Annotated in this window: 21 protein-coding genes; 14 read left to right on the top strand and 7 right to left on the bottom strand. The window is 64.3% G+C overall.

From position 1 onward, the window contains the following. Nucleotides 1–5: 5 nt before the first annotated feature. Nucleotides 6–1,094: a M24 family metallopeptidase gene (locus VFZ66_19220; protein ID HEX6291323.1), complete on the top strand. Its 1,089-nt coding sequence runs from the start codon at nt 6–8 to the stop codon at nt 1,092–1,094. Nucleotides 1,095–1,213: 119 nt separating this feature from the next. Here the strand turns inward: VFZ66_19220 and VFZ66_19215 are convergent, their stop codons facing one another. Then, nucleotides 1,214–1,942 carry a class I SAM-dependent methyltransferase gene (locus tag VFZ66_19215; GenBank protein ID HEX6291322.1) on the bottom strand — a complete coding sequence of 243 codons (729 nt, stop codon included), beginning with the start codon at nt 1,940–1,942 and terminating at the stop codon, nt 1,214–1,216. Between the two features lie 454 nt (nt 1,943–2,396). On the opposite strand from VFZ66_19215, the gene VFZ66_19210 reads away from it, so the two are divergent. The 6 genes from VFZ66_19210 to VFZ66_19185 all read left to right on the top strand — a co-directional run bounded on the left by VFZ66_19210 (nt 2,397) and on the right by VFZ66_19185 (nt 9,450). Continuing rightward, nucleotides 2,397–3,395, top strand: coding sequence for a hypothetical protein (locus VFZ66_19210; protein HEX6291321.1), 999 nt, complete (start codon nt 2,397–2,399; stop codon nt 3,393–3,395). Further along, nucleotides 3,392–4,189: an ATP-binding cassette domain-containing protein gene (locus VFZ66_19205; GenBank protein HEX6291320.1), complete on the top strand. Its 798-nt coding sequence runs from the start codon at nt 3,392–3,394 to the stop codon at nt 4,187–4,189. The genes VFZ66_19210 and VFZ66_19205 overlap by 4 nt, the downstream gene beginning before the upstream one ends. A gap of 112 nt (nt 4,190–4,301) precedes the next feature. After that, nucleotides 4,302–5,348 (top strand): ABC transporter substrate-binding protein, encoded by a 1,047-nt coding sequence (locus VFZ66_19200; GenBank protein ID HEX6291319.1) that lies wholly within the window; start codon nt 4,302–4,304, stop codon nt 5,346–5,348. Nucleotides 5,349–5,683: 335 nt separating this feature from the next. Then, nucleotides 5,684–6,106 carry an anti-sigma regulatory factor gene (locus VFZ66_19195; GenBank protein HEX6291318.1) on the top strand — a complete coding sequence of 141 codons (423 nt, stop codon included), beginning with the start codon at nt 5,684–5,686 and terminating at the stop codon, nt 6,104–6,106. A gap of 5 nt (nt 6,107–6,111) precedes the next feature. Then, nucleotides 6,112–6,705, top strand: coding sequence for a SpoIIE family protein phosphatase (locus VFZ66_19190; GenBank protein HEX6291317.1), 594 nt, complete (start codon nt 6,112–6,114; stop codon nt 6,703–6,705). A gap of 78 nt (nt 6,706–6,783) precedes the next feature. Continuing rightward, the gene (locus tag VFZ66_19185; GenBank protein HEX6291316.1) at nt 6,784–9,450 is read left to right on the top strand and encodes a GAF domain-containing protein; all 2,667 of its coding nucleotides are present in this window, start codon (nt 6,784–6,786) and stop codon (nt 9,448–9,450) included. Nucleotides 9,451–9,773: 323 nt separating this feature from the next. On the opposite strand, the gene VFZ66_19180 is transcribed toward VFZ66_19185, so the two are convergent. Then, nucleotides 9,774–12,242 carry a peptidoglycan DD-metalloendopeptidase family protein gene (locus VFZ66_19180; protein HEX6291315.1) on the bottom strand — a complete coding sequence of 823 codons (2,469 nt, stop codon included), beginning with the start codon at nt 12,240–12,242 and terminating at the stop codon, nt 9,774–9,776. 299 nt (nt 12,243–12,541) lie between these two features. On the opposite strand from VFZ66_19180, the gene VFZ66_19175 reads away from it, so the two are divergent. Then, nucleotides 12,542–14,203, top strand: coding sequence for an alpha/beta hydrolase-fold protein (locus VFZ66_19175; GenBank protein HEX6291314.1), 1,662 nt, complete (start codon nt 12,542–12,544; stop codon nt 14,201–14,203). Between the two features lie 71 nt (nt 14,204–14,274). Here the strand turns inward: VFZ66_19175 and VFZ66_19170 are convergent, their stop codons facing one another. Beyond that, a complete protein-coding gene (locus tag VFZ66_19170; protein HEX6291313.1) occupies nt 14,275–15,372 on the bottom strand; it encodes an N-acetylmuramoyl-L-alanine amidase in 1,098 nt (365 codons plus the stop codon). Nucleotides 15,373–15,792: 420 nt separating this feature from the next. On the opposite strand from VFZ66_19170, the gene VFZ66_19165 reads away from it, so the two are divergent. Beyond that, on the top strand, nt 15,793–16,512 hold the full coding sequence (locus tag VFZ66_19165; protein ID HEX6291312.1) for a tyrosine-protein phosphatase: 720 nt from the start codon (nt 15,793–15,795) through the stop codon (nt 16,510–16,512). 153 nt (nt 16,513–16,665) lie between these two features. On the opposite strand, the gene VFZ66_19160 is transcribed toward VFZ66_19165, so the two are convergent. Continuing rightward, nucleotides 16,666–17,364, bottom strand: a complete 699-nt coding sequence (locus VFZ66_19160) for a hemolysin III family protein (GenBank protein ID HEX6291311.1) — start codon at nt 17,362–17,364, stop codon at nt 16,666–16,668. Between the two features lie 247 nt (nt 17,365–17,611). Here VFZ66_19160 and VFZ66_19155 point away from each other — a divergent pair, with 247 nt between their 5' ends. The 4 genes from VFZ66_19155 (at nt 17,612) to VFZ66_19140 (ending at nt 19,746) form a co-directional block, all read left to right on the top strand. Further along, nucleotides 17,612–17,794: a calcium-binding protein gene (locus VFZ66_19155; GenBank protein HEX6291310.1), complete on the top strand. Its 183-nt coding sequence runs from the start codon at nt 17,612–17,614 to the stop codon at nt 17,792–17,794. Nucleotides 17,795–17,810: 16 nt separating this feature from the next. Further along, nucleotides 17,811–17,978: a calcium-binding protein gene (locus VFZ66_19150; protein ID HEX6291309.1), complete on the top strand. Its 168-nt coding sequence runs from the start codon at nt 17,811–17,813 to the stop codon at nt 17,976–17,978. A 53-nt stretch (nt 17,979–18,031) separates the two neighbouring features. Continuing rightward, nucleotides 18,032–19,111: a DUF561 domain-containing protein gene (locus tag VFZ66_19145; protein ID HEX6291308.1), complete on the top strand. Its 1,080-nt coding sequence runs from the start codon at nt 18,032–18,034 to the stop codon at nt 19,109–19,111. 71 nt (nt 19,112–19,182) lie between these two features. Then, nucleotides 19,183–19,746 (top strand): GNAT family protein, encoded by a 564-nt coding sequence (locus VFZ66_19140; protein HEX6291307.1) that lies wholly within the window; start codon nt 19,183–19,185, stop codon nt 19,744–19,746. A gap of 96 nt (nt 19,747–19,842) precedes the next feature. Here the strand turns inward: VFZ66_19140 and VFZ66_19135 are convergent, their stop codons facing one another. After that, the gene (locus tag VFZ66_19135; protein ID HEX6291306.1) at nt 19,843–20,820 is read right to left on the bottom strand and encodes a TPM domain-containing protein; all 978 of its coding nucleotides are present in this window, start codon (nt 20,818–20,820) and stop codon (nt 19,843–19,845) included. A gap of 13 nt (nt 20,821–20,833) precedes the next feature. Beyond that, entirely contained in the window at nt 20,834–22,024 is a 1,191-nt protein-coding gene (locus VFZ66_19130) for a cystathionine gamma-synthase (GenBank protein HEX6291305.1), read from the bottom strand. 166 nt (nt 22,025–22,190) lie between these two features. Between VFZ66_19130 and VFZ66_19125 the strand changes: the two genes are divergently transcribed. After that, on the top strand, nt 22,191–22,691 hold the full coding sequence (locus VFZ66_19125; GenBank protein HEX6291304.1) for a hypothetical protein: 501 nt from the start codon (nt 22,191–22,193) through the stop codon (nt 22,689–22,691). A gap of 85 nt (nt 22,692–22,776) precedes the next feature. Here VFZ66_19125 and VFZ66_19120 read toward each other — a convergent pair whose 3' ends face one another. Next, complete coding sequence (locus VFZ66_19120; protein ID HEX6291303.1) at nt 22,777–23,211, bottom strand: Fur family transcriptional regulator; 435 nt, start codon at nt 23,209–23,211, stop codon at nt 22,777–22,779. Between the last annotated feature and the right edge of the window lie 78 nt (nt 23,212–23,289).

Raw genomic sequence — 23,289 nt, 5'->3', positions numbered from 1 at the left:
AGAACATGGATACGCACGAGTACACAGCCAAACGCGAGCGTCTTCACGACCTGATGCGGCGGCACGGCGCCGATGCCGTCTGGCTGACGCAGACCGCCAATGTCGCCTGGCTCTCCGGCGGCAATCGCAGCTACATCGACGCTACCACCGACTACGGCGTAGCCGCGCTGCTGGTGACGCCCGACCGGCGCTATGTGCTGACCAACACGATCGAGGGCGAGCGCCTGCGGCACGAGGAGGGCTTCGCCGACTGGGAGATCGTCGCCGAGCCCTGGTTTCAAGCGCCCGCGCGCTTCGACGAGCTGACCAAGGGCATGCGCGTCCTCGCCGATCGCCCGCATCCCACTGCGATCGACGTGAGCGCGGATCTGATCAAGCTGCGCGCGCCGCTGACGCCGCCGGAGATCGAGCGCTATCGTGCATTAGGCCACGACGCCGGCGCGGCGCTGGCACGAGCGGCTCGCGCGGTCGAGCGCGGCATGACCGAGCACGCCATCGCGGGGCTGATTGCCCGCGAGACGTTCGCCATCGGCGCGTTTCCGACGGTGGTGCTGGTGGCGTCGGACGAGCGCCTGCAAACGGTTCGCCATCCGCTGCCCACCGATCGGCGCGTCCAGCGCGTGGTGATGATGGTGCTCTGCGCGCGGCGGCATGGCCTGATCGCCAACCTGACGCGGATCGTCCACGTTGGTCCAGCGCCCGATGAGCTCCAGCGGCGGATCAAGGCGGTGAGCCAGATCGACGCGACAGCCATCGCCGCCACCCGGCCCGGAGCGCGCATCGCCGAGGTCTTCGCGCAGATCCGGCAGGCGTATGCCGATGTCGGCTTTGCCGACGAGTGGCGCAACCATCATCAGGGCGGCGCGTGCTCCTACGGCGGGCGGGATTATATCGCCACGCCGGAGAGCGCCGAGGTTGTGAACGCGCCGCAGGCGTTTGCCTGGAATCCAAGCGTGCCCGGCGCAAAGTCGGAGGACACCGTGCTGATCACCGAGGCCGGAGCGGAGATTCTCACACCCTCCCCGGACTGGCCGATACAGCGCTATGAGGTCGGCGGCCAGACGATCGAGCGGCCAGCGGTGCTTGAGCTGTAGCCGCGCGGTGTGGCGAGTGCCACGATGAGGCCGGGATGCGCCTGTCACCGGGCGTGTCCCGAACCTCCGCCTGCCATCCAGCATCGTCACATCATTGCATGGTCGGATCGTGCGGACGATCAGCGTTTAACCAGGACGCAGACCGACTGACCAAGATTGCCGAGTCCTTCCATAACACGTCCATCATCCAGCGTCACCGGCTGCGATAGCGGGATATGCGGCTTATCGCCGTCGTGCATCGCCTCAATCTCAAGATCGAGGTGGCTGCTCCATGCTGCAATCGCATCGCGGCTGATAAACATATTCAGCGGATGGTCGCCGCCGATGTCGGCAATATTGCCGTCGAAAATATCCCAATGGCACGGGATCGCGAAGTCCAGAAACGAAAAGATAATCTTGCCGCCCGGCTTGAGCACGCGCCTGGCCTCGCGCAGATAGATATACGACTGTTCGTGCAAGAGGTGGGTAAACACCGAGAAAAAGCACACCATGTTGGCCTGCTCGTCGTGTTCGGGGATCGACAAGCCCTCCGTCACCTCGAAGCGCCAATCCGCACGACCCACCAGCGCACGCGCGTAGTCAACCAGATCAGGCACGACATCCGTGCCGAGGTAGGGTCCCTTCAAATACGCGGAAAGCGGCTTCGCCAATCGGCCAGAGCCGCAGCCGACATCGATCACGTACTGGTTGGGCTGTAGGCCGTACTGAATCAGCAGCTCGCGCTCGATGATCCCGAATGCCTCGAACTCCGCCCCGATCGCTTGATGCATCGCCTCGTCCGGGGCATACTTCTGCTTGACCGATTGCACAAGGTCGCGGTAGCTTTGGCGAAAGTCGAGCTTCTTCATATCCAGATCTCCTGCTGTTTTGAGAATCAATGCTCATGGAGACGCAATCACGGGGTGAAGCCGGATTATAGCATAGGCGCTATGCGCTCGTGCCGCCCGGCAATCTCCGATGCATGGCTTGTGGGGCGCATGGCATACGCGCCGAAGATGAGGGAGACGCACATGTGCGGTTCAGCGGCGATCCACCCATCCCACCCGCGCCCACCCAAAACTCCCACCGCACTATCAACCGTAGCAGTTGTCGCGTATCGCCGCGATCAAGTATAATCGCCTCGCAGAGGGGTCTGCTTCTTCGTCGCAGCGTCGCAGCACAGCAGCGTGGCAGAGCCGTTTCGCCCCAACCTTTCAGCGCCACCTCCGGGCCAATGGCGATCCCCGCTGTGGAGCAGAAGCGATGGACCCGCGCAGAGATTCGCGATAGCCAGCTATCGCCTGCCTGGTTTTGGAGGACAAGTTGCCGCAATTTCTGGCTGATCTCCTGACATCGACCCAATGGCTTGGCACGATCGCCGCCGGACTCTGCTACGTCGGCGCGGTGTTGGGCGTGTTTATCACCTTTCGCGTCCTATCGTTCCCGGACCTGACGATCGAGGGATCGTTTCCGCTGGGCGCGGTCGTGGCCGCAGTTTTCCTGATCAACGGCTGGTCGCAGTGGCTCTCGCTGCCGATCGCCTTTGTGCTGGGCGGGCTGTCGGGCGCGACGACCGCCTGGCTGGCGACGCGGCTCAAGATCAACGGCCTGCTGGCCTCGATCATCGTCGCGCTTGGCCTCTACTCGATCAACCTGCGGCTGCTGGGCCTGGGCACGATCGACCGCAGCCCGACCGCCAACCTGCCGATCCCAATCTCCGGCGCTCCATCGGTGGAGAACCGCGTGCAGCCGTTCTTCGCGGGATTGAAAGGCATCTGTCTGGCCGAGCGAAGCTGCTTCAACGACGCCTACATCAACTACAGCGCGCAAACGCTGATCTTCCTGCTCTTCGCGATCGGGCTGGCGGCGGCGCTCTACTGGTTTCTCAACACCGAGCTTGGCCTGGCGCTGCGGGCAACCGGCGACAACGAGCAGATGGTGCGGGCGCAGGGCATGAGCGCCGACACGCTCAAAATGCTGGGCCTGGGCGTCTCGAACGGCCTGATCGCGCTGTCGGGAGCGCTGATCGTCGCGCGCTTCGGCTACGCCGAGGTCAACCTGGGGCGCGGGCTGATCATCACCGGGCTGGCGGCGGTGATCATCGGCGAGGTGGTGGTTGCGCCGCGCACGCTGCGAACGGCGCTGCTGGGCGTGCTGCTCGGCTCGCTGCTGTACCGCGTATTCATCACGCTGGCGCTCAACAACACCCGCTCGATCGGCCTGCAAGAGACGGATCTGCAACTGCTGACGGCCTGCATCGTCGTGCTGGCGCTGGCCCTGCCGCAGCTTCGGCGCTTCGTGCTGCCGCGACGAGGCGTATGATGATCCAGCTACGCAACATCCACAAATTCTTCCATCGCGGCGAGGGCCACGAGGTCCACGCGCTGCGCGGCATCGACCTCGACATCGGCCCTGGCGAGTTCGTCACGCTGATCGGCACCAACGGCGCTGGCAAGTCCACGCTGCTCAACACCATCGCGGGCGTGTACGCGCCCGACGAGGGCAGCATCTCGATCGGTGGGCGCGACGTGACCAGACAGCAGGAGCACCAGCGGGCCAGCCTGATCGGGCGAGTCTTTCAAAACCCGCTCGACGGCACCGCAGGCTCGCTGACGATCGAGCAGAACATGGCGCTCGCGCTACGGCGCGGTCACAGGCGCGGCTTTAGCCTGGGCGTGACGCGCGAGCGACGCGAGCATTTTCGCTCGGTGCTCAAAACGCTGGGGCTAGGGCTGGAAGAGCGGCTGCAAGCGCCCGTGCGGCTGCTCTCCGGCGGCCAGCGGCAGGCGCTCACGCTGCTGATGGCGACGCTGCAACGTCCGCAGGTCTTGCTGCTCGACGAGCATACCGCCGCGCTCGATCCCGGCGCCGCCGCCCAGGTGGAGAGCCTGACACGCCACCTGATCGCCGAGCATGGCCTGACCGCGCTGATGGTCACGCACAACATGCAGCAGGCGCTCGCGCTGGGCACGCGCACGCTGATGCTGCACAGCGGGCAGATCATTCTCGATCTGCGCAGCCCGGAGCGCGACGGCCTCACCGTTCAAGACTTGATCGCGCATTTCGCCCGCACCCGCAAGGAGGTGCTCGCCGACGACGAGCTGATGCTGACGTAGCTCGGCGAAAGAACCAAGGAACCAAGGAACCAAGAACCAAGAACTGAGAGCCAAGAACTCGAAACTTGGAACTCGAAACTTGGAACTCAATACACGGAATAAGGAGTTTTTCATGCCACGTGTTCGCAATTTTGCCGTCCTGATCATTGCCCTACTATTGGCAGCCTGCGGCACGCCCGCAACAACCGACAGCTCATCGACGGGTGCCGCGACCGGCGCGACGACCGCGCCGCAGGGCGGCGCCGCTGGCAAGACCTACCGGGTCGGCATCGTTCAGCAGACCACTCACCCGGCGCTCGACGACGCACGGCGTGGCGTCGAAACCGCGCTCAAGGAGTCGGGCTTGAACATCGAGATCATCGCCAAGAACCCGCAGAACGACCCGGCGACGCTGGCGACGATCACCGATGGCTTCCGCGACGAGAAGCTCGATCTGGTCTTCACCGTGGGCACGCAGCCAGCGCAGGCGGGCTTCAAGAGCTTGCAGGGATCGGGCATTCCGATGGTCTTCAACACCGTCGTCGATCCCTACAAGGCAGGCGTCGCCAAGTCGGAGACGGACCATCCGGGCGTTACGGGCATCCAGGCGCTACCTCCCGTGCAGCAGGTGTTCGATATGATGCTCAAGATGCAGCCGGAAACCAAGAAGGTCGGCAACATCTGGACATCGAGCGAAAAGAACTCCGAGGTCGTCACCGGCATCGCGCGCGAGTACGCCAAGAGCAAAGGCATCGAGTTCGTCGAGCGCAACGTCACCAAGGCCGACGAAGTGCTCCAGGCGGCGGAAAGCCTGGCGGCGGACAAGGTGGATACGATCCTGATCCTGACCGATAGCACCGTCGTCTCGGCGCTGGAGTCGGTGGTCAAGGTCGCTAACGACAACGACATCGGCCTCTACTGCGGCGATCCGGCCTCGGCTGGCCGTGGCTGCACCGCCGGTCTGGGCCTCGACTACTACGACAACGGCTACATCAGCGCCAAAGAGCAGGGCATCGCGATCCTCAAAGGCGCGAAGCCGGAAGACCTGCCGATCCGCAAGCAGGAGAAGCAGGTGATCGCGATCAACACCGCTGCGGCGCAGGAGCAGGACGTGACGATCTCCGAAGAGGTTGCCAAGATGGCGACGCAAACCCTGGATAAGATCACGCCCAAGAAGTAGCCGCCGATCGGCGGAGGCGGCCCAGCCGTTGCCGAAAAATGGACCGATGGCGGCTGGCCTAAAGTACCACATCGCGGCACGGCGACCTCAAGCACAAGGCTGGGTCGCCGTGCTATACTTCCGGGCAGCCTTGCCAGTGGACCGTCAGGCCGGGAGTGTTGGGATATTCGACACCACCTCATTCCTGTACGGAAGGATGTTCCAAGATTGGCGACAACACTGCTCGATGTTGCACGACGTACCAACACATAGCTTCTAAGGTTCCAGCAGGAGACAGCGCCAAGCCAAAGCACATCCGACGAAATCTTTCTGGTTGTACTTAGATAGTAGATTCTATGGATACAGCTACGAAGGCGCTTCCAATCAAGCGTGAAGTTGATGTCTATATTGCGATGGGCTTTGGACGCAAGCTCGCCTCAAGCCTTGGCTTTAACGATATCGAGCGGACCAAGATCGAAATCATGATCTTGGAGCTGGCCCGTAACATTTTGCGGCACGCCAACGGCGAGGGAGACATCACCATCGCTCCGGTCGAGCACGACAACCGTCGAGGCATGCTGATCACCGCGCGCGACGATGGGCCGGGCATTCCCGATATTGCCCGCGCGCTTCAGGATGGCTTCAGCACCACCGGCACGCTTGGTGCAGGGCTACCGGGCGTGCGCCGCCTTGCCGATGCATTCACGATCGATTCCGCGCCGGGCAGCGGCACCATAGTCAAAGCATGGAAATGGCACAACCCCCCGAAACGAGGATAGCAAGCATGCTCGATATAGGCGTGGCCGAGCGACCCAAGGCTGGGGCCACGATCTCCGGCGATAGCTACCTGGTCAAGAATCATGGCGACCAGGCGCTGGTCGCCGTGATCGACGGATTGGGCGGCGGGATGGCTGCCGCCGAGGCCGCCCGGAAAGCATACGACGCCATCGACAACCTTGCCGATCGCCCGCTCTCGATGATCATGCAGGCCGCGCATAACGCCTGTATGGGCACGCGCGGCGCGGTGATCGGCCTGCTGCGGCTCGATCTTGTCCATCAGGAGGCGCAGTACGTCGGCGTCGGCAACATCGGGATCTACGTGATCAGCCAGCACACGATCAAGCCGCTCTCGCGCAACGGGATCGTCGGCTACCGCATGCCGTCGCTGATGGAGCACAAGGCCAGGTTCGACGGCGGCGATACCTTTATCTTGTTCAGCGACGGCATCTCGATGCGCTTCTCGGAAGCGCCGCTGATGAGCGAGGTGCTGGAGCCGCAGCCGCTGGCCGAGCGGATCTTAGAGCACTTCGGCAAAAGCATCGACGACGCGACGGTGGTCGTGGCGAAGACCCGGTCTGTCTCCCCCCAGCACCCATAACCGAGCACAAAGCACCACGTGTCAAGGAGCGGGCAGCGGCGCGCAACGCCTTGGCACATGGAACCTGGAACTCCGAATATGAGCGAACGCTTAGCCCATTGGCTTGAAACCCACGAGTCCGAGATCATTCCGCGCTGGGCGCGCCGCATCCGTGAGCGTGGCGTCAGCGACGAGCGACTTGGCACCTCCGAGCTACGTACCACGTTCTTCGTGCAGGCCTACGCGGGATTGATCGCGGCGGCGCGTGGCGACTACTCCATGCTTACTGCTGCGCTCAACCAGGCCCCGCATCTGCGTGGACGCACCGACCGAACGCTGCCGCAACTGCTGGAGATTCCGTTCCAGATCCGTCGCATCCTGTGGGATCTGGCGCTGCAAGAGGACGAGCCGCAGGTGATGATGCAGGTGTTGGCCGAGTTCGAGCCGCTCACCGAGTGGATGGTCGGCGTGCTCTCGCGGCAGTTCGGCCAGGAGATCGAGCTGGCGCTGCGTCAGCGGATCGACGAGGCGGAGTTTATGGCGACGCAGCTTGCGATGGCGACTGAGGAGGCTGATTTTGTTGCCATGCGCATCAACCGGCTCTTCAAGTTCTCCCAGGCGCTCAGCGGCAGCCTCCAGCTTCACGAGCTGGTCAGCATTATCGGGCAGGAGCTGCAACAGGCGCTCAGCGCCGACCGCTGCGCGATCTGGCTGCGCGCCGACCAGCAGTTGATCAACGCGCGCGCCTGGGGCTACCCGCAGCCGCTCGAAACGATCCGCTACGCGCTCGAAGAAACAAGCCTGGTGCCGCAGGCGCTACGCCGCGCCAAGCCCTGGCTGCTGCCCGATCCATCGTCGACTCAAGACGGCGGCTGGGTCGATCCCCAGTCGGCGCTGCTGGCGCTGCCGCTGCTGGCCGGCGAAGATCGGCTGGGCGTGATCGTGATCCAGGGGCCGCCGGATCGTCTCAGCACGGAGCAGATCGCGCTGGCGCAATCGCTGGCAAACCAGGCCGCGCTGGCGCTGGAGAATGCCCGGCTGTACGAGCAGATCGTGCGCTTCAACGCCGAGCTTGAGCAGCGCATTCAGGAGCGCACCCAGGAGCTTCGTGCCGAGCGCGACCGTCTCGATCTGCTCTACGCGATTTCGAGCGCCGTGATCAGCACGCTCGACGTAGACACGATGCTGAACGAGCTGCTCCAGGTGCTCGCGCAGCGCATGTCGGTCAGCCATGGATCGGTGCTGCTGCTGGATACCGAGACGGCTCAGCTTGTGCGGCGGGCGACGCTCGGCAGCAATAACAAGCAGATCAGCCACTTCCCGATCGGCATGGGCGTCGCCGGATGGGTCGCGCAGCATCGCATGCCGGTGCTGATCGACGACGTGATGCTCGACCCGCGCTGGGTCGAGCCGCAGGTTGCCGAGGGCGAGCACAAGCATCGCGGCTCGCTGCTGGGCGTGCCGATCACGGCCTCCGATGGGCTGCTGGGCGTGCTGATCCTGTCGCATCCAGAGATCGGCTACTTCAAGCAGGAGCACCAGCGCGTGCTGACCGTCGTCGCCAACGAGGTTGCGAGCGCGCTGCACAACGCCGATCTGTACTACTATATCAGCGAGCAGGCCGCGAAGCTGGCGATGATGGTCCAGGCCGAGCGCGCGACCTCCAGCCAGAGCCAGGCGATCCTGCAATCGATCGCCGATGGCGTGGTCGTCTGCGACTGTGACGGACAGGTCATGCTCGCCAATCCGATGAGCGCGCGTATCCTTGAGCAGCCGCTGGAAGAGCTGTTCATGGCGAATATCCACGAGATCCTGCGCACGCTCAAGATCTCCGGCCCTGAGCGCTCGCCGCTGCGCGACCTGCTGGCCGATCCACGCGACGATCAGGGCCAGCCACGCCAGTTCCGCACCACGTTCCGCATCGGGCCGCGCTCGGTGGATATGGCGCTCGGCCCCGTGCTGACCGATCGCGGCGAGCTGCTGGGCGGCGTGGCGATCCTGCGCGACATCACCCGTGAGATCGAGTCGGACCGGCTCAAGACCGAGTTTATCGGTACGGTCAGCCACGAGCTGCGCACGCCGATGACGGTGATCAAAGGCTATGTCCAACTGCTCGGCATGGGCTCGATGGGCGAGCTAAGCCCCACCCAGCGCCAGCTGCTCGACACGATCAAGACCAGCGCCGAGCGCATGACGGCGATCATCAACGATCTGCTCGACATCACCAAGATCGAGTCGGGCAGTGTGGAGCTTGACTTCAAGCCGGTGCGCGTCCTCGACACCGTGAGCATGACGGTCAATAGTCAGCAAACGCTGCTGACCAGCCGCGAGCAAAACCTGCTGATCGATGCGCCGATGGAGATGCCTCCTGTGCTGGTCGATACCACGCGCTTCCAGCAGATCTTGGACAATCTGCTCTCGAATGCGATCAAGTACACGCCCAAGCAGGGCCAGATCACGATCGCGGCCAGGAAGATCCAGGGCAAAGATCTGCCAGCCGAGCAGCGCGCGGGCCTGGCGACGCGCCGCACCTACGTGCAGATCGACGTGACCGATACCGGTATCGGCATCGCGCCCGAAGACCAGGAGCGTATCTTCGAGCGCTTCTACCGCGTCGAGAGCGACCTGAAGGTCGAGGCGGGCGGGACAGGTCTGGGCCTGGCGATCGTGCGTCCGCTGGCGCTGCTGATGGGCGGTAGGCTCTGGCTCACCAGCGAGCTTGGCAAAGGCTCGACGTTTACGCTGATCCTGCCGGTTGCGGGGTAGGCAGGCCCTCACCCGGGCCCAGAGGGCACCCCTCTCCCATTGCATAGGAGAGGGGGAAATGCATCGACACCGATCCATGCATCGCATGCCATCAATCGTGCCCGTACAGCCGATCCCATAGGGACGTATGCACTACGCGCCGATCGTCACTATCCACGAATCGATCTTCACGTCCCTACCGATCGAACACGCTTAACGACAAACGCCCCGGCATATGCCAGGGCGTTATTTTCGTCTGCTTTCGAGTTTCAAGTTCCAAGTTTCGAGTTTCAAGTTTCGAGTTCTCTTAGTTCTCGGCTCCTGGTTCCCTTGTTCTGCGCCCGCTATGGCGCGGTGACGTCGGGGCCGACCGGCTGCGGCTTGCTGATGCGGCCTTGCTCGTCGCGGAAGCGCACGAAGACCTTGCGCTCCTGGCCGGGCTGCCAGTTCCACACGCGCACATCTACGAACGGCTCCCAGACGGCATCGCGGAAATCCTCGTGGATCGAGAGCTGCATCTCGACATGCTCCGACATCCACATCTGCGGTGTCTGCGTGCCCTGCGGCTCAGGATCGATGCCGTTGACCGCCAGGCTCAGCACCGCCGCCGTATCGAAGGTCGAGCGCACCTCGCCGGTCGCGCTGATCGGCGACTGAAGCTCAAGCGTCGTCGTCACCACCGTCTCGTTGTCGGCGCGGTCGCGGTAGCGGATCGCGAACGTATGCGTGCCCTCGGTGCCGGTGATCGACCAGCGATAGCTGTCGTGGTAGGCCAGCGGCCCTGACCACGGCTCGTTGTCGCGGCGCAGTTGGACCGAGACGATGCCGCCCTGCGGATCGATCGCGTTGGCATCCAGCACCACCGTGCGATCCGTCACGATGCGCGCCGTGCTGATCGGACCCGCGCTGCGCGAATAGAGATCTTGCTTCTCCGCCAGCCGCTTGATCTCGCGTCCGTTCAGCGCACGCTTGAAGACCGCCAGCTCATCCAGCGCAATGCCGCTCGCGCCAAATCCGGCGATAAAGCGTCCAAGCTGAAGCTGCTCGCCAAGACTGTTCGGCAGCGCGATCGAGCTAGCCTGCGCCGTAAGCTGCCCATCGATAAAGAGCGACTTGCGCCCCGTGTCGCGCTCCCAGGCCACCGCGAAATGGTGCCAGGCGTCGCGCTGGAGCGTGTCGGAGACGGTGAGATTGTGCGCGACGCCGCCGCTGTCGACCGTCCAGAAATTCCACAGCGCGCGCTCGTCGGTCTGCTCACGTCGCAGCGCCAGCGTATCGGTGTAAACTTTGCCGTCCTCAGGATTCGCGCTCGCCGCGACCAGATAGTGACGTTTGCTGCGGCTCTGCGGATACTCCGCCGGAAGCCTGGCCCAGAACGCGATCGTGCCGCGCTCAAGCTCAAGATTGCCGCTGATCGGATAGCTCAGCCCCAGCGACGACAGCTCGATCGCGCGATCGAAGACGCCTTCCTTGAAGCTCGGCTTCGCCCCTGACGATCCCTGAGTGCCGCTAAACTCCACGATGCCCTGACCAATCGCCGGGACGAGGTTCTCGTCGAAGTGAGCCAGCAGGCCAAGATCACCGTCGGGCACGACCGCTAGATTGCCTGTCGGCGGCTCGCGATCTTGCGGCGCGGGCGCGTCGGGGCGGGTAAAGTCGTACAGGCCGCTCAGGCTCTCGTCCCACAGCCAGACGCTCGTCTCGCAGCCAGCGGCCCAGGCAGAGCACGGATCGGGGCCGGAGCCGTACCAGCCGTAGGGATCGACCTGCTTGCCGTTGTGCCGGACCTCGAAGTGCAGATGCGCACCGCCGGAGGTGAAGCCGGTCTTGCCGCTGGTGCCGAGCACCGTCCCGGCCTCGACCGCCACGCCGACGCCTTTGTCGATCTTGCCCTCGAAGATGACCGCGAACTGATCGAGATGCCAGTAGATCGTCTCGTAGCCCGCGTACGCGCCGCCGTGGCGGATCACGACGCCGTTGCCGCGCGTGGTGTAGGCATAGGCGATGCCTGGCGCGGCGGCCAGCATCGGCGTGCCGATCGGCTGAGCGGGAAAATAATAATCGTGGCCGTCGTGCGTGTTATACGACAGGTTGCCGCGTCCCAGGTAGTTGACGATAAACGAGTTGCCATCGCCGCCGCGATCGACCGTGGGATAGGCGTGGTCGAAATACGACGAGTGGATCACCTCGACTCCGGCAGGCCACGGCAGCTTGAGAAACGGACGCGACGCGGCGGGTGTTGGCGTCGGGAGCGCGGGCTCCTTGCCCCAGAGCTGCGTGTACAGCGGCACATAGCGATCGACCAGGCCGCGCCACTCGCTCTGCGCGCGACCACTCGCCAGGAAGCGCTGCACGGCGATCACCGATGCCTCTTGTTTTATGTCAAGCGTTACGCTGGTACCATCGCTGAACTTGACTACCGGCGCGCTCGTGTACGGGCCGAAGCCCGCGCGAATATCGCGCACGGCCCACTCGACCTGCTGCGTAAGCCCGTCGGGACCTGCCGCGCCGAACGGCTTGCGGATCGTCTCCGGCGCGGGCGTGGGCTCCGTTAGCAGACGCGGCCCTAGCTCAAGCAGCGTCAGGATGATGCGCGGATCGAGATTGTAGTACGAGGTATAGCCTTCGATCACCTGCGCGGCAGTGTACTTGCCCTCGCGGTAGCTTTTGAGGGCACCGGGCTGCCCGTCCAAAAATTTTTGGACGTTGAGCTGTGCGGCGGCGCTTGACGGCGCTGCGGCAGCAGGAACGATCGATCCTAGACCCAGGCTGAAGAGTATGATGAAGCAGAACAGCCGATTGGAAACGCGCATGAGCAACCTATTATTTGCTGTCAGATGCAGGAGACAGGCGGATAGTACCATGTCGATCGGCCCGCGTCAATGGCTGCAAGCTGACGTGAATAGTTTGGCTTCTGATCGTTGGGCGACCATCCGACACACAGGCTCAAGGGACCTTCGGCCCATCATCGGTCGAGGGCCAGCACCCTGAGATTCCAGGCGTGGTCATGCTATAATGCGCGGCACATCATTGTCACCAACCAGCAGGAGACGACCCCGGCTTCTGCGCCGCAGATCCCAACGTGTATCGCCCGCCAATGGAAAGGATACCCATGAAATCACGCGCCGCCGTCCCTATCCTGGGACTCCTCTTGACGATGCTCTTCGGTACGCTGAGCTTGAGCGCGCAGGCCCGGCAGCTTCCCGCGCCCACGGCTGACGTGTCGCTGACCTTTCAGGTGACGCTGCCGCCCGAAACGCCCGCCGCCGACACGATCTACATCGCCGGAAATTTCACGGGCTGGAATCCGGGCTCCACGCCAATGCAACGCTCCGGCAACACCGCCAGCATTACGCTCTCATTCGCGGCAGGCACGAATCTGGAGTACAAGTACACGCGCGGCTCGTGGAGCAGCGTCGAGAAGGCCGCCGACGGCAGCGAGCTTGCCAACCGCACGACCACCGCCGACGCCGATCGCACGGTGAGCGATAGCGTCGCGCGCTGGGCCGATGTCCAGAACGAGCCGGGGCCGGACGTGACGATGAGCGTCTCGGTGACGCTTCCGCAGACGACACAGCCGGGCGATACGATCTACATCGCCGGAAACTTCCAGGGCTGGAATCCGAGCGCCACGCCGCTGGTGCGCAGCGGCTTGCAGGCCACCGGCACGATCACCGTCAGCGAGGGCAGCACGCTTGAGTTCAAGTTCACGCGCGGATCGTGGGGCTCGGTCGAGCAGACGGCGGAGTGCGTCAACATTCCCAATCGTACCGCAGTTGCCACGGTGGGCGGCACGATCAGCGCGTCCGTCGCAGCCTGGGCCGATCGCTGCACCGTGGTCTATGATCCACGGGTCGAGAAGATCGCGCTCGACAGCCAGACGCTTGGCGTCGCCAAAGAGTTTTATGTCTACACGCCGCCGGAGTACAGCGCCAGGCCGGGGCTGCGCTACCCGACGCTCTACCTCTTCCGGGGCCACGAGCGCGAATGGATCAACCAGCAGGAGGACAGCACGCGCGGCGGTCGCAATGTGATCGACGTGTACGAGGAGCTGCTCGCGGCGGGGCAGGTCGGGCCGATGATCCTGGTCTTTCCCGGCATCAGCAGCGCCGACAACTCAGTCTCCGGCATGCTGACCAACTTTCTCGCGCCGGAGCTGACCAGCGCGGCGGGTGTCGGCACGGGACGCTTCGAGGATTATCTGGTGCAGGAGCTCGTGCCCTACGTCGACGGGCACTATCGCACGGTGCCGACGCGCTCCGGTCGCGGCGTGGACGGCTTCTCGCTAGGCGGCTTCATGAGCACCAAGATCGCGTCGCAGCATCCTGAGCTGTTCAGCACCGCCGGAGCGTTCGACGGGCTGTACTTCTACGCCGACGCCACGTGCCAGAGCATCGCGGAGAGCGACGGCGTCTTCGGCCTCTCGCTCTTCGATCCGGTCTTCGACCAGCCACGCGATCGAGCATACGCCGCCGCCAACAACGCGCCGAACATCGTCTGCAACCGCAGCGTCGCCGAGGTCCGCAGCATCCGCTGGCTGATCCAGTACGGCCCCGAATCGGCTGAGCCGAGCGATGCCAACTTCTACCGTGGCGAGCATCTGCGGCACAAGCTGATCCAGAAGGGCGTCACAGGTCCGCTCCCGGCGATCCTGGCCGGCGGGCACAACTGGCGCACCGCCGACGAGCACATGCGCCAGACGCTGCCGCACCACTGGGCGGCGTTGCGTCTCTCCGCCAGAGCCAGCGTGTATCTGCCGCTGCTTGCGAGGTAGCCGAGGCGCGGATCGACGTACAGCGCCCGCTTCCGATGTGGAGGCGGGCGCTTCTGGCCGGCCTGGATCGCCTACTGGACCAGCGCGTTCCAGGTATTGAGGCTGACGATCCCATCGACGGTCAGGCCGCGCGAGGTCTGAAAGCTCCTGACCGCGCTGTCGGTGGCCGGGCCGAAGATGCCGTCGATCACCAGGCTGTAGCCTTTGGAGACGAGCTGGCTCTGCACGGCGCGCACGGCGTCGCCGCTATCGCCCTGCTTAGTCACGATCACCAGCACCTCCCAGGTTTGCGCGCCCACAATCCCATCGGCGGTCAGGCCCTTGGAGGACTGGAACTTCTTGACGGCGCGCTCGGTGCCTGAGCCGAAGATGCCGTCGACCGTCAGGCTCTGGCCGTGCTCGCGCAGCAGGTATTGCACGGTCTTGACACGCTCGCCGGTGTGCCCACGCTGAACGATCGGCCAGACACGCGGGGTGGGACCGCCGATCAGCGCCGCGACATCGCTGCGGAGCTGCGGCAGCATGGCATAGAGCTTATCGCCGGGGCACTCGGTGGCGTTGAAATCGCGGTGGCCGTAGATCTCCGTGCTGGGAATGCCGTACTGCTGGCAGATGTAGGCGCACATCGCCACGAGCTTATCGTAGAGCGCCTGGGGCGGTGTTGCCGTTATGTAGGTGCCCTCGTTCTCGATCCCAACGGCAACATCGTTCTGGTTCAGGCAGTGCGCGCCGCGCACGTGGTTGACGCCGCCCTGCAACACCTCAAGGCTGCGGTGGCGTCCTTCCAGCACATAGCCGCCCCGGCTAATCGTAAACTGCTGCCCGGTGTCGATCCAGCCATTGTTGTCCATGTGGTAGTTCTGGATCGCCCGCGCCAGCGAGTAGGCATGCGCCAGCGAGTAGTCGGTGGAGTTCGACGTGGCGGTATGATGCACGATCACCTTGGTTGGCTTCGAGGAGAGCACTGTGATTGGCTCGGTGGGCTGTCGCGCGCCCCAGGTATCGCAGCCGATGATGTTCGGCGCGGTGACGGCGGCGAGATCGACGGGCGCGGGCGAGGCGGAGGAGGGCGACGCGAAGCGCAGCTCAACGCCGCCGATTACTACGCTTGAGCCAACGCCAACCGACATCTTGAGGAACGAGCGACGAGAAAACGATGAGTCGGACATGCCTGAAACCTCCCTGAACCAAATGCCAGAACAAAGGGAAGAACCGAGAACAAAGAGGGAGAACCGAGAACCAAGAACGGGCGACCTCTGGGCACACCAGGGGCCGCCAGGCCGGGAGGTGTGGGCCTCAACTCGAAGCCCGAAGATCGGAACTTGGAACCCGAAACTCGAAACTGTGTCCTACGCAGACTATACGAGAAAAATTAAAAATGGTCAATATCTGAAGGCGAGCAAAGCCGGTACGCATTGCGGATAGATTAACCATTGCGCTTGCCCGCCACGCTATAATGCTGAACAATGCATTCAACGAGACGAGCATGACACACCAACTGGGCGTGATGCTCTTAGGCGCACGCTTGCTCGCAACGATCATGCTGTACCTGTTTGTGGAAAACTTCCAGACTCGTTAAAGGTGAGCCTGTGATACCCGATCGGAACCTCGACTGGAACGCCTGCTTCAACGTCCGTGATCTCGGCGGCATCCGCACCGGCGATGGTCGTCGCACCCGGCGGGGTGCCGTCGTGCGCGCCGATAGCCTCAACCAGCTCACGGCAGCGGGCTGGGCAGCGCTGAAGGCCCACGGAATCCGCACGATCATCGACCTGCGCAACGACCACGAGCTTGGGTCCGACACCGCGCCACGCCCGAATGGTCTAACCACGGTGCATATGCCGCTGGACGACATCGCAGACACCGAGTTCTGGGACTACTGCTGGGACAACGGACTCGATGGCAGCCCGCTGTACTATCTGCCCTTCCTTGAGCGCAAGCCGGAGCGCTGCGCTGCCGCCGTGGCTGCCATCGCCCGCGCCGCGCCGGGTGGCGTCGTGATCCACTGCGGCATCGGTCGCGATCGTACCGGACTGATCACGCTGCTGCTGCTGGCGCTCGTCGGCGTCGCGCCTGAGGACATCGCCGCCGACTACGAGCTGAGCAATGTGCGCCTGCGACCGCGCTGGACCGCGCTGGGAGAGGAGGACCAGGAGCCGATCATCGAGGCGCTGCTCAGGCGCAAGCAGACCTCTGCCCGCGCCGCGATCCTCGCAACGCTGGCGTCGCTCGACGTCGCCGCCTACCTGCGCTCAGGCGGCCTGAGCGACGACGATCTGGCAGCAGTGCGTGAGCGGCTGAGCAGCTAAAGCTAACGTGGCGGAGCCGTAGATCACGGCTCGACCAACAAGCTGCTCCCCGCGATACCCTGACCCACACCATCGACGCAAACCTCATCAACGCCACAAACGCACCCAGGAGCGGGTGCGTTTGCATTCCGATCGAACGTGGCAAGGCGCGGGCTACACGCGGGGGAACGGCACCACCCAGATCCAGATCAGCGCCACGAACGCCGCGCCGCCCGCGATGGTGAAGAGATGGAAAATCTCGTGGAAGCCGAAGATACGCGGCAGCGGATTGGGCCGCTTGAGCGCATAGATCACCGCTCCGATCGAATAGAGCACGCCGCCGGCAACCAGCATCGTGATCGCCTGCCAGGGCAAGAGCTGCACAAGCTGCGGCAGCGCGATCAGCGAAACCCAGCCCATGCCCAGATACAGCGCCGTCGAAACCCAGCGCGGCAGCCGCAGCATCAGCACCGTCGCGAGAGCGCCCGTCAGCCCCACCGTCCACACGAGAGTCAGCACCGTAATGCGCAGCGAGCCGGTCAGCACGTTGACGCAGATCGGCGTGTACGTGCCTGCGATCAGCAGAAAGATATTGGCGTGATCGAGCGCGCGCAGCACTTGATGGCGACGACCCTGCCATCTGCCGATGTGGTACACGGCGCTGCCGAGGTAGAGCCAGATCATACTCAGGCCAAAGATCAGCAGCGAAAGAAAGCGCAGCAGATCGGTGTGTGTCTCTATGAGCAAAATAATCGTCACCACCACGGCGGCCAGCGCGGCGAGCGCGTGCGACCAGCCGCGCAGGAGCGGCTTGCGCTCTGCGGCGTGCGATCGGGCGTGCGTTTCCCACGTTGGGTGAGGAGTGGAACTCATGGATATAACTCCCGCATCAGCCTGTGCGAACAGTCTGTAACATACTTCATTCTTAACAGTACGGGATTTGCCCGCGCTTTGGATTAAACCCGGCACTGCCGAGAAAGGAGCAGATCAGCGCTAGCTCGCTCCCTTGTACCCGCCTGGGCATCCACAGCGCGTTGCTCCACACGCGGCAGGTGTAGTATGCTGCCCCTGCACAAGAGCAGCGAAGCTGTGATAGATGAGCTATCGAGGAGCACGCCGTATGCCGAGGACGCCACGAGACGAAGCGCGCGAAGAGCGGATCGCGATGGACATTATTGTCGATGCCTACGGCCCGGAAGAGCAGGCTATGGGCTGGTACTACTACCTCGAAGAAAACTTGCAGTTTCCCTTCGCGGCCACCTGCATCACCCAGCGCGATCTCTCCGCTCCGAGTTGGCGATAACGTCAAAGTCACGGGCATGGCACCCGAAGACGAATGCGACCACGAGATGTTTGTCGTCGTTCGCTGGGAGCGCCGTGACGTCGCCGTGCCGCTTGCGCAGCTCAAAGGCATGAAGATCGATCCGCAGACACAGCAGGCGATTGAGGATTGGCACTACTGGATCAGCCAGGGGTACGAGCTGTGAGCCGCAGGCGCAGCCGCACACCCGTTGCAAACCGATCATAGAGGAGGCGATCTATGCCATTCCAGACCATCCTGACGCGACGGCTGAGATTGTCGCATCCTATCATCCAGGCACCGATGGCAGGCGGCGCGACGACCGCCGAGCTGGTAGCGGCGGTCTGCGAGGCGGGCGCGCTCGGCTCGATCGGCGCGGCGTATCTCACGCCCTCCCAGATCGCTGAGATCTCGCGTGAGGTGCGCGCGCGCACATCGCGGCCCTTCGGCATCAACCTCTTTGCTCCGCTGCCCGCGCCCGATCCGCCAGCGGACGCGAGCGCGGCGCTTGCGCTGCTGGCTCCGTTCCACGCGGAGCTGAGCTTGCCGCCGCCCGGCCTGCCAACCTGGGCGATCGAGCCCTTCGATGGGCAGCTCGCGGCGGCGCTTGAGAGCGGCGCGGAAGTCTTCAGCTTCACGTTTGGCATCCTGCCCTCACCCGCCATCGAGGCGATCAAGGCGCGCGGCATGTTCCTGATCGGAACGGCGACGACAGTCGATGAGGCCCGCGCGCTAGAGGGGGCAGGCGTCGATGCGGTCGTCGCGCAGGGCAGCGAGGCAGGCGCGCATCGCGGCACATTCGCGGTTAACTTCGAGTCTGGGCTGGTGGGGACGATCGCGCTGGTGCCGCAGGTCGTCGATGCGGTGACAGTGCCGGTGATCGCGTCGGGCGGGATCATGGATGGCCGTGGCATTGCGGCGGCCCTGGCGCTTGGCGCGAGCGCCGTCCAGATGGGCACCGCCTTCCTGACCTGCGACGAGGCGGGCATTCCCGAAGCGCATAAGGCGGCGATCCTTCAGGCGGGCGAGCACCAGACGAGCCTGACACGGGCCTTCTCCGGTCGTCCGGCGCGTGGCATCGTCAACCGCTTCATGCACGAGGCCGAGAGCACCGCCGAGGCGATTCTGCCGTATCCGATCCAGAATGCGCTGACGCGACCGATGCGCAGCGCAGCCGCCAGCCAGGGCCGGGCCGACTACCTTTCGCTCTGGGCCGGCCAGGGCCTCCGCCTTGCCCGCCGTCAATCCGCCGCCGAGTTGATCGCGCGGCTGGCGAGGGAAGCCGAGGCGGTCGTGCGCAGATTGGCAACGTTCGATTGACACGTATGCACGCGCGGAGTATAACACCAGCCGCTCGTGAGATCTACATTGCGGCTATTGGAGACTGTGGTATGACCACCAAGCCTACGCTGCGCGGCACACGCATCACGCTACGCCCGATCCGGCTCGACGACATCGATGCCTACCTCGCGCTGATGCAGGACGAGGAGGGCCTGCGCCTGACCGGGACGCAGACCACGGGCTTTTCCCGCGAGCAGACCGAGCGCTGGATCACGACGATCGCGGAGCGCGACGATCGTGTCGACCTGGCGATCGTCCCGCACGATACGAGCGATCTGATTGGCGAGGTGGTGCTGAATGAAATCGACACGACCAATCGCTCGGCCAACATTCGCATCGGGATTCGCACGCCCTACACCGGGCAGGGCTACGGCAGCGAGGCCATGCGCCTGATGCTCGGCTACGCCTTCGACCAGCTACGCCTGCACCGCGTCGATCTTGAGGTCTTTGCGTTCAATCCACGCGCGCTGCACGTCTACGAGAAGCTCGGCTTTCGGCGCGAGGGCGTGCGGCGCGAGGTGCTCTACCTCGACGGCACGTACCACGACTCCATCGTCATGGGCATGCTCGAAGACGAGTACCGGGCGATGCATGCGGCGCAGAGCAACGCCTGAAGATCCGCTGTCGTGGCTGCACACGCAAGCGTGGCCCCTTTCACAGGGACCACGCTTGTACTTTGAACGACCTTCAAGCAGATCAGCGCGACAGGCTCACTCGCGCAGCCGCGTCGTCGGGCCGGTGTTGGGCGTGCCCTGCGCGTCGAACTGAGCGCGCAGCGACTCAGCCTCGCCAATCGCCGCGCTGGCCTGCCGCGCGATCTCCTGGGCGCGGGCGTAGTGCGCGCTGATCGCGTCGTAGTCGGCGATGGCGAGCACGGCCTTGGCCTCCTGCTGATCGTCGCCAGCCGCGAATGCGTCCTGCGCCTCGTGGAAAAGCTGGATGCCCTTCGCCTGGAGCGATTGCAGCCGCTCGATGTTGCCCTGGCTATAGCTGATCCGATCGTACTCCGCCTTGGCCTGCGCCTGCTCCACCAGACGATCCAGATCGGCAATCGCCGCGCCCGCTGTTTTGCGCGCCTGCTGCATGCGCTCGCGCGCCGCCGCCAGGGCATCCGCGCTGACGCGACGCTTTTTGAGCAGCGGCACCGCCACCACACCGATCACGGTCAGCACCAGCGCCCCGCCGAGTAGATAGACCACCGTCGGCACGGGCGGATTGATCGTCGTGCGCACCGCGTCGAGGCCCGCAACCAGACCACCGGCGAGATCGCCGCTGGCAAAGCGAGGATTCATCTGCTCGACCTGGATCGACTGGAAGACCGGATCGAGATTGTCTTTCCAGCGCTGACCGTAGAGCAGCAAGGTCCACCGCGCGTCGCGTGCGACATAGAGCAGAATATCATTCGGCTGGAGCTGGCCGCTGTTCGGAGCGATGTTCCTGCGCGCGAGAAGCGCATCCAGGAATTGTTCGGCCTGGCTGGGTGTCTGGCCCGCCGATGGTCCCGCCGCGACGACGATCACCCGCGCGCCTTCGTCGGCCAGCCGCTGCGCCGCCCGACGCACGCTCTCCTGACTACCCAGCACGGTATCCGGGTCTTCGATCTGCACGCCTGGGGCCTGGGCCAGCGCTGGTAGGATCAGCAGCAGCCACAGCCCGACGAGCACGCTCCAGATTTGCACACGTCGCACGGCTTGCTCCTTCTTATGCTTCCGAGTGCGTCGGCACGTACGCCTCCGCTCCGACATCCTCCGTGGGCGCGTCCGCAAGCGCCTGCCGCAGATCGGCCAGCAGATCGTCCGCGTCCTCGATGCCGACCGACAGCCGCACCAGCCCCGCCGGAACTTCAAGCTTCGAGCCGACCACGCTGGCATGGGTCATCGCCGCCGGCAGCTCGATCAGGCTTTCGACGCCGCCCAGGCTTTCGGCCAGCGTAAAAAGCCGCGTGCGCCGCACCATCTCGCGCGCCGCCGCCTCGCCGCCGCGCAGCGTCAGCGAAACCATCCCGCCGAAGCAGCGCATCTGCCGCCGCGCCAGCTCATGCTGCGGATGGCTCGGCAGGCCAGGGTAGATCACCCGCTCGACAGCAGGATGCTCCTCCAAAAACTGCGCCACCGCTAGCGCGTTGCGCTCGTGCTCGCGCATGCGCAGCGCCAGCGTCTTCGCGCCCCGCAGCGTCAGCCACGAGTCGAACGGGCCGGGCACCGCGCCCGCCGCGTTTTGCAGGAACTTCAGCCGCTCGTAGACCTCGTCGTTGGAGAGCATCAGCGCGCCGCCGACGACATCGGAGTGCCCGCCGATGTACTTGGTCGTCGAGTGCATCACGATGTCCGCGCCCAGATCGAGCGGCTGCTGGCCGTAGGGCGAGGCAAACGTGTTATCGACGACCGTCAGGATGCCGCGCTGGCGGGCCAGCGCGCTGATCGCCTGAATGTCCGCCAGCTTGAGCAGCGGATTGGTCGGCGTTTCCAGCCAGATCAGGCGCGTCTCAGGCCGAATCGCCGCCGCGACCTCCTCCGGCTTCGACATATCGACAAAATCGAAGAGCAGCCCGTGGTCGGTCATCACTCGCTGGAAGAGCCGATAGGTGCCGCCGTAGACATCGTCGCCGCAGATCACATGCTCGCCCGCCTTGAGCGTCAGCATCAGCGTGGTTGTCGCGCCGAGGCCGGAGCCGAACGTCAGCGCGTACTTCGCGTTCTCAAGCGATGCCAGGCAGGCTTGCAGCGCCGTGCGCGTGGGATTATCCGTCCGCGAATACTCGTAGCCTTTATGAACGCCAACCTCGTCCTGCGCAAAGGTCGAGGTCTGAAAGATCGGGACGATCACGCTGCCGGTGCCCGGCTCCGGCTCCTGACCGACATGAATAGCCCGTGTTGAAAAACCGTAGTCCACGAACGCCTCCTTGCGTGTGACATCGCGTTATAGTTAGCGTATACGATCGACGACCGGCGCTGCGTATGCGGCTACCTTAGGCGATGATAGAGCTGCCGCGCAGATCGTCGCCGCTGCGATTATAGCACGCCACTTCGTTCCAGCCAGCCGACGAAAGGATGATGGTATGCGCTTGCTGTTGAGCTTCGAGAATCCCTGGTGCCTGTTCAGTCTTTTGCTGCTGATCTGCCTGCTGCTGATCGCCGCAGCGCTACTCTCCTACAGCCGATCGAGGCAGCGGCCAGCACTCCGGCCCGCGCCACCGGAACAGCCGCCGCGTCCGGCCTGGCAGCCTGAGGTGACGGCGACCGCGCCGTTCGAGGCGCTGCTGGCGATTCAGGAGCGCCTGGCCGATATGCAGCGGCATCTCACGCCCGGCTCAGACGACGCGCGCTGGTTGGAGGGCTTTCGCAACGATCTGCGCAACGTGATGGACGATGTCTACTGGGAGCTGTATCATGCCCAGGACGATACGCGCGACGCGCTTCTGGAGCGGCTCGACGCTGAGGTAGCGCGGCTGAATCAGACGATCGGCGCGCATATCTCGGCGACGATCAGCCGTGAAACCGATCGCAGCGCGCTGCACACACAGCTCGACCGTCTGCGCGCAGCCGTCGATGAGGCGTAGGCTTCGGAGTCTGGCGCGGACACTCGACGATTCCTGGTGCCTGGAAGGGATCAAAGGGATTGCCAAAAGGTTGCTTGAGCGTGAATCAGGAAGAGGCCGTCATCTGGCATGCCCGGCAGACGCCGAACGCCTCCAGCCAGTGGCCCTCGATGCGGAAATTGAGCCGCTCCGCCAGGCCGCCCAGCAGCTTTTCCAGCTCGCAGCCCTGAAACGCGATCACATGCCCGCACTGGCGGCAGACCAGATGATGCTGGTGCCCAGGCTCGGCCACCACGTATCCGTGCTCGCCCTCCGGACGATGCACCAGCCCTAGCCACTGGTAGCTATGCAGCAGCTCCAGCGTGCGGTACACCGTGGCCCGGCCTACGTGAATCCTGGCCGCTTGCAGATCCGCCAGCAGCTCCTCAGCCGTAAACGGCGCGCTGTAGCGTAAAATATGCTCAAGAATCGCCCGGCGCGGCCCCGTCAGCCGGTGGCCCTCGTCCGCTAAATGTTCGACAACGCGCTCCGTCCAGCCCACAGTGCCATCCTTACCGTTCAGCAAGTCATTCGGTACCTGAAATTGTACCACGCGATGCCAACGAACTCAGCCTTGCTG

The organism is Herpetosiphonaceae bacterium (assembly GCA_036374795.1).
Taxonomy (GTDB): Bacteria; Chloroflexota; Chloroflexia; order Chloroflexales; family Kallotenuaceae; genus LB3-1.
The sequence above is the reverse complement of the archived record's forward strand: the minus strand, read 5'-3'. Positions and strand labels throughout refer to the sequence as shown.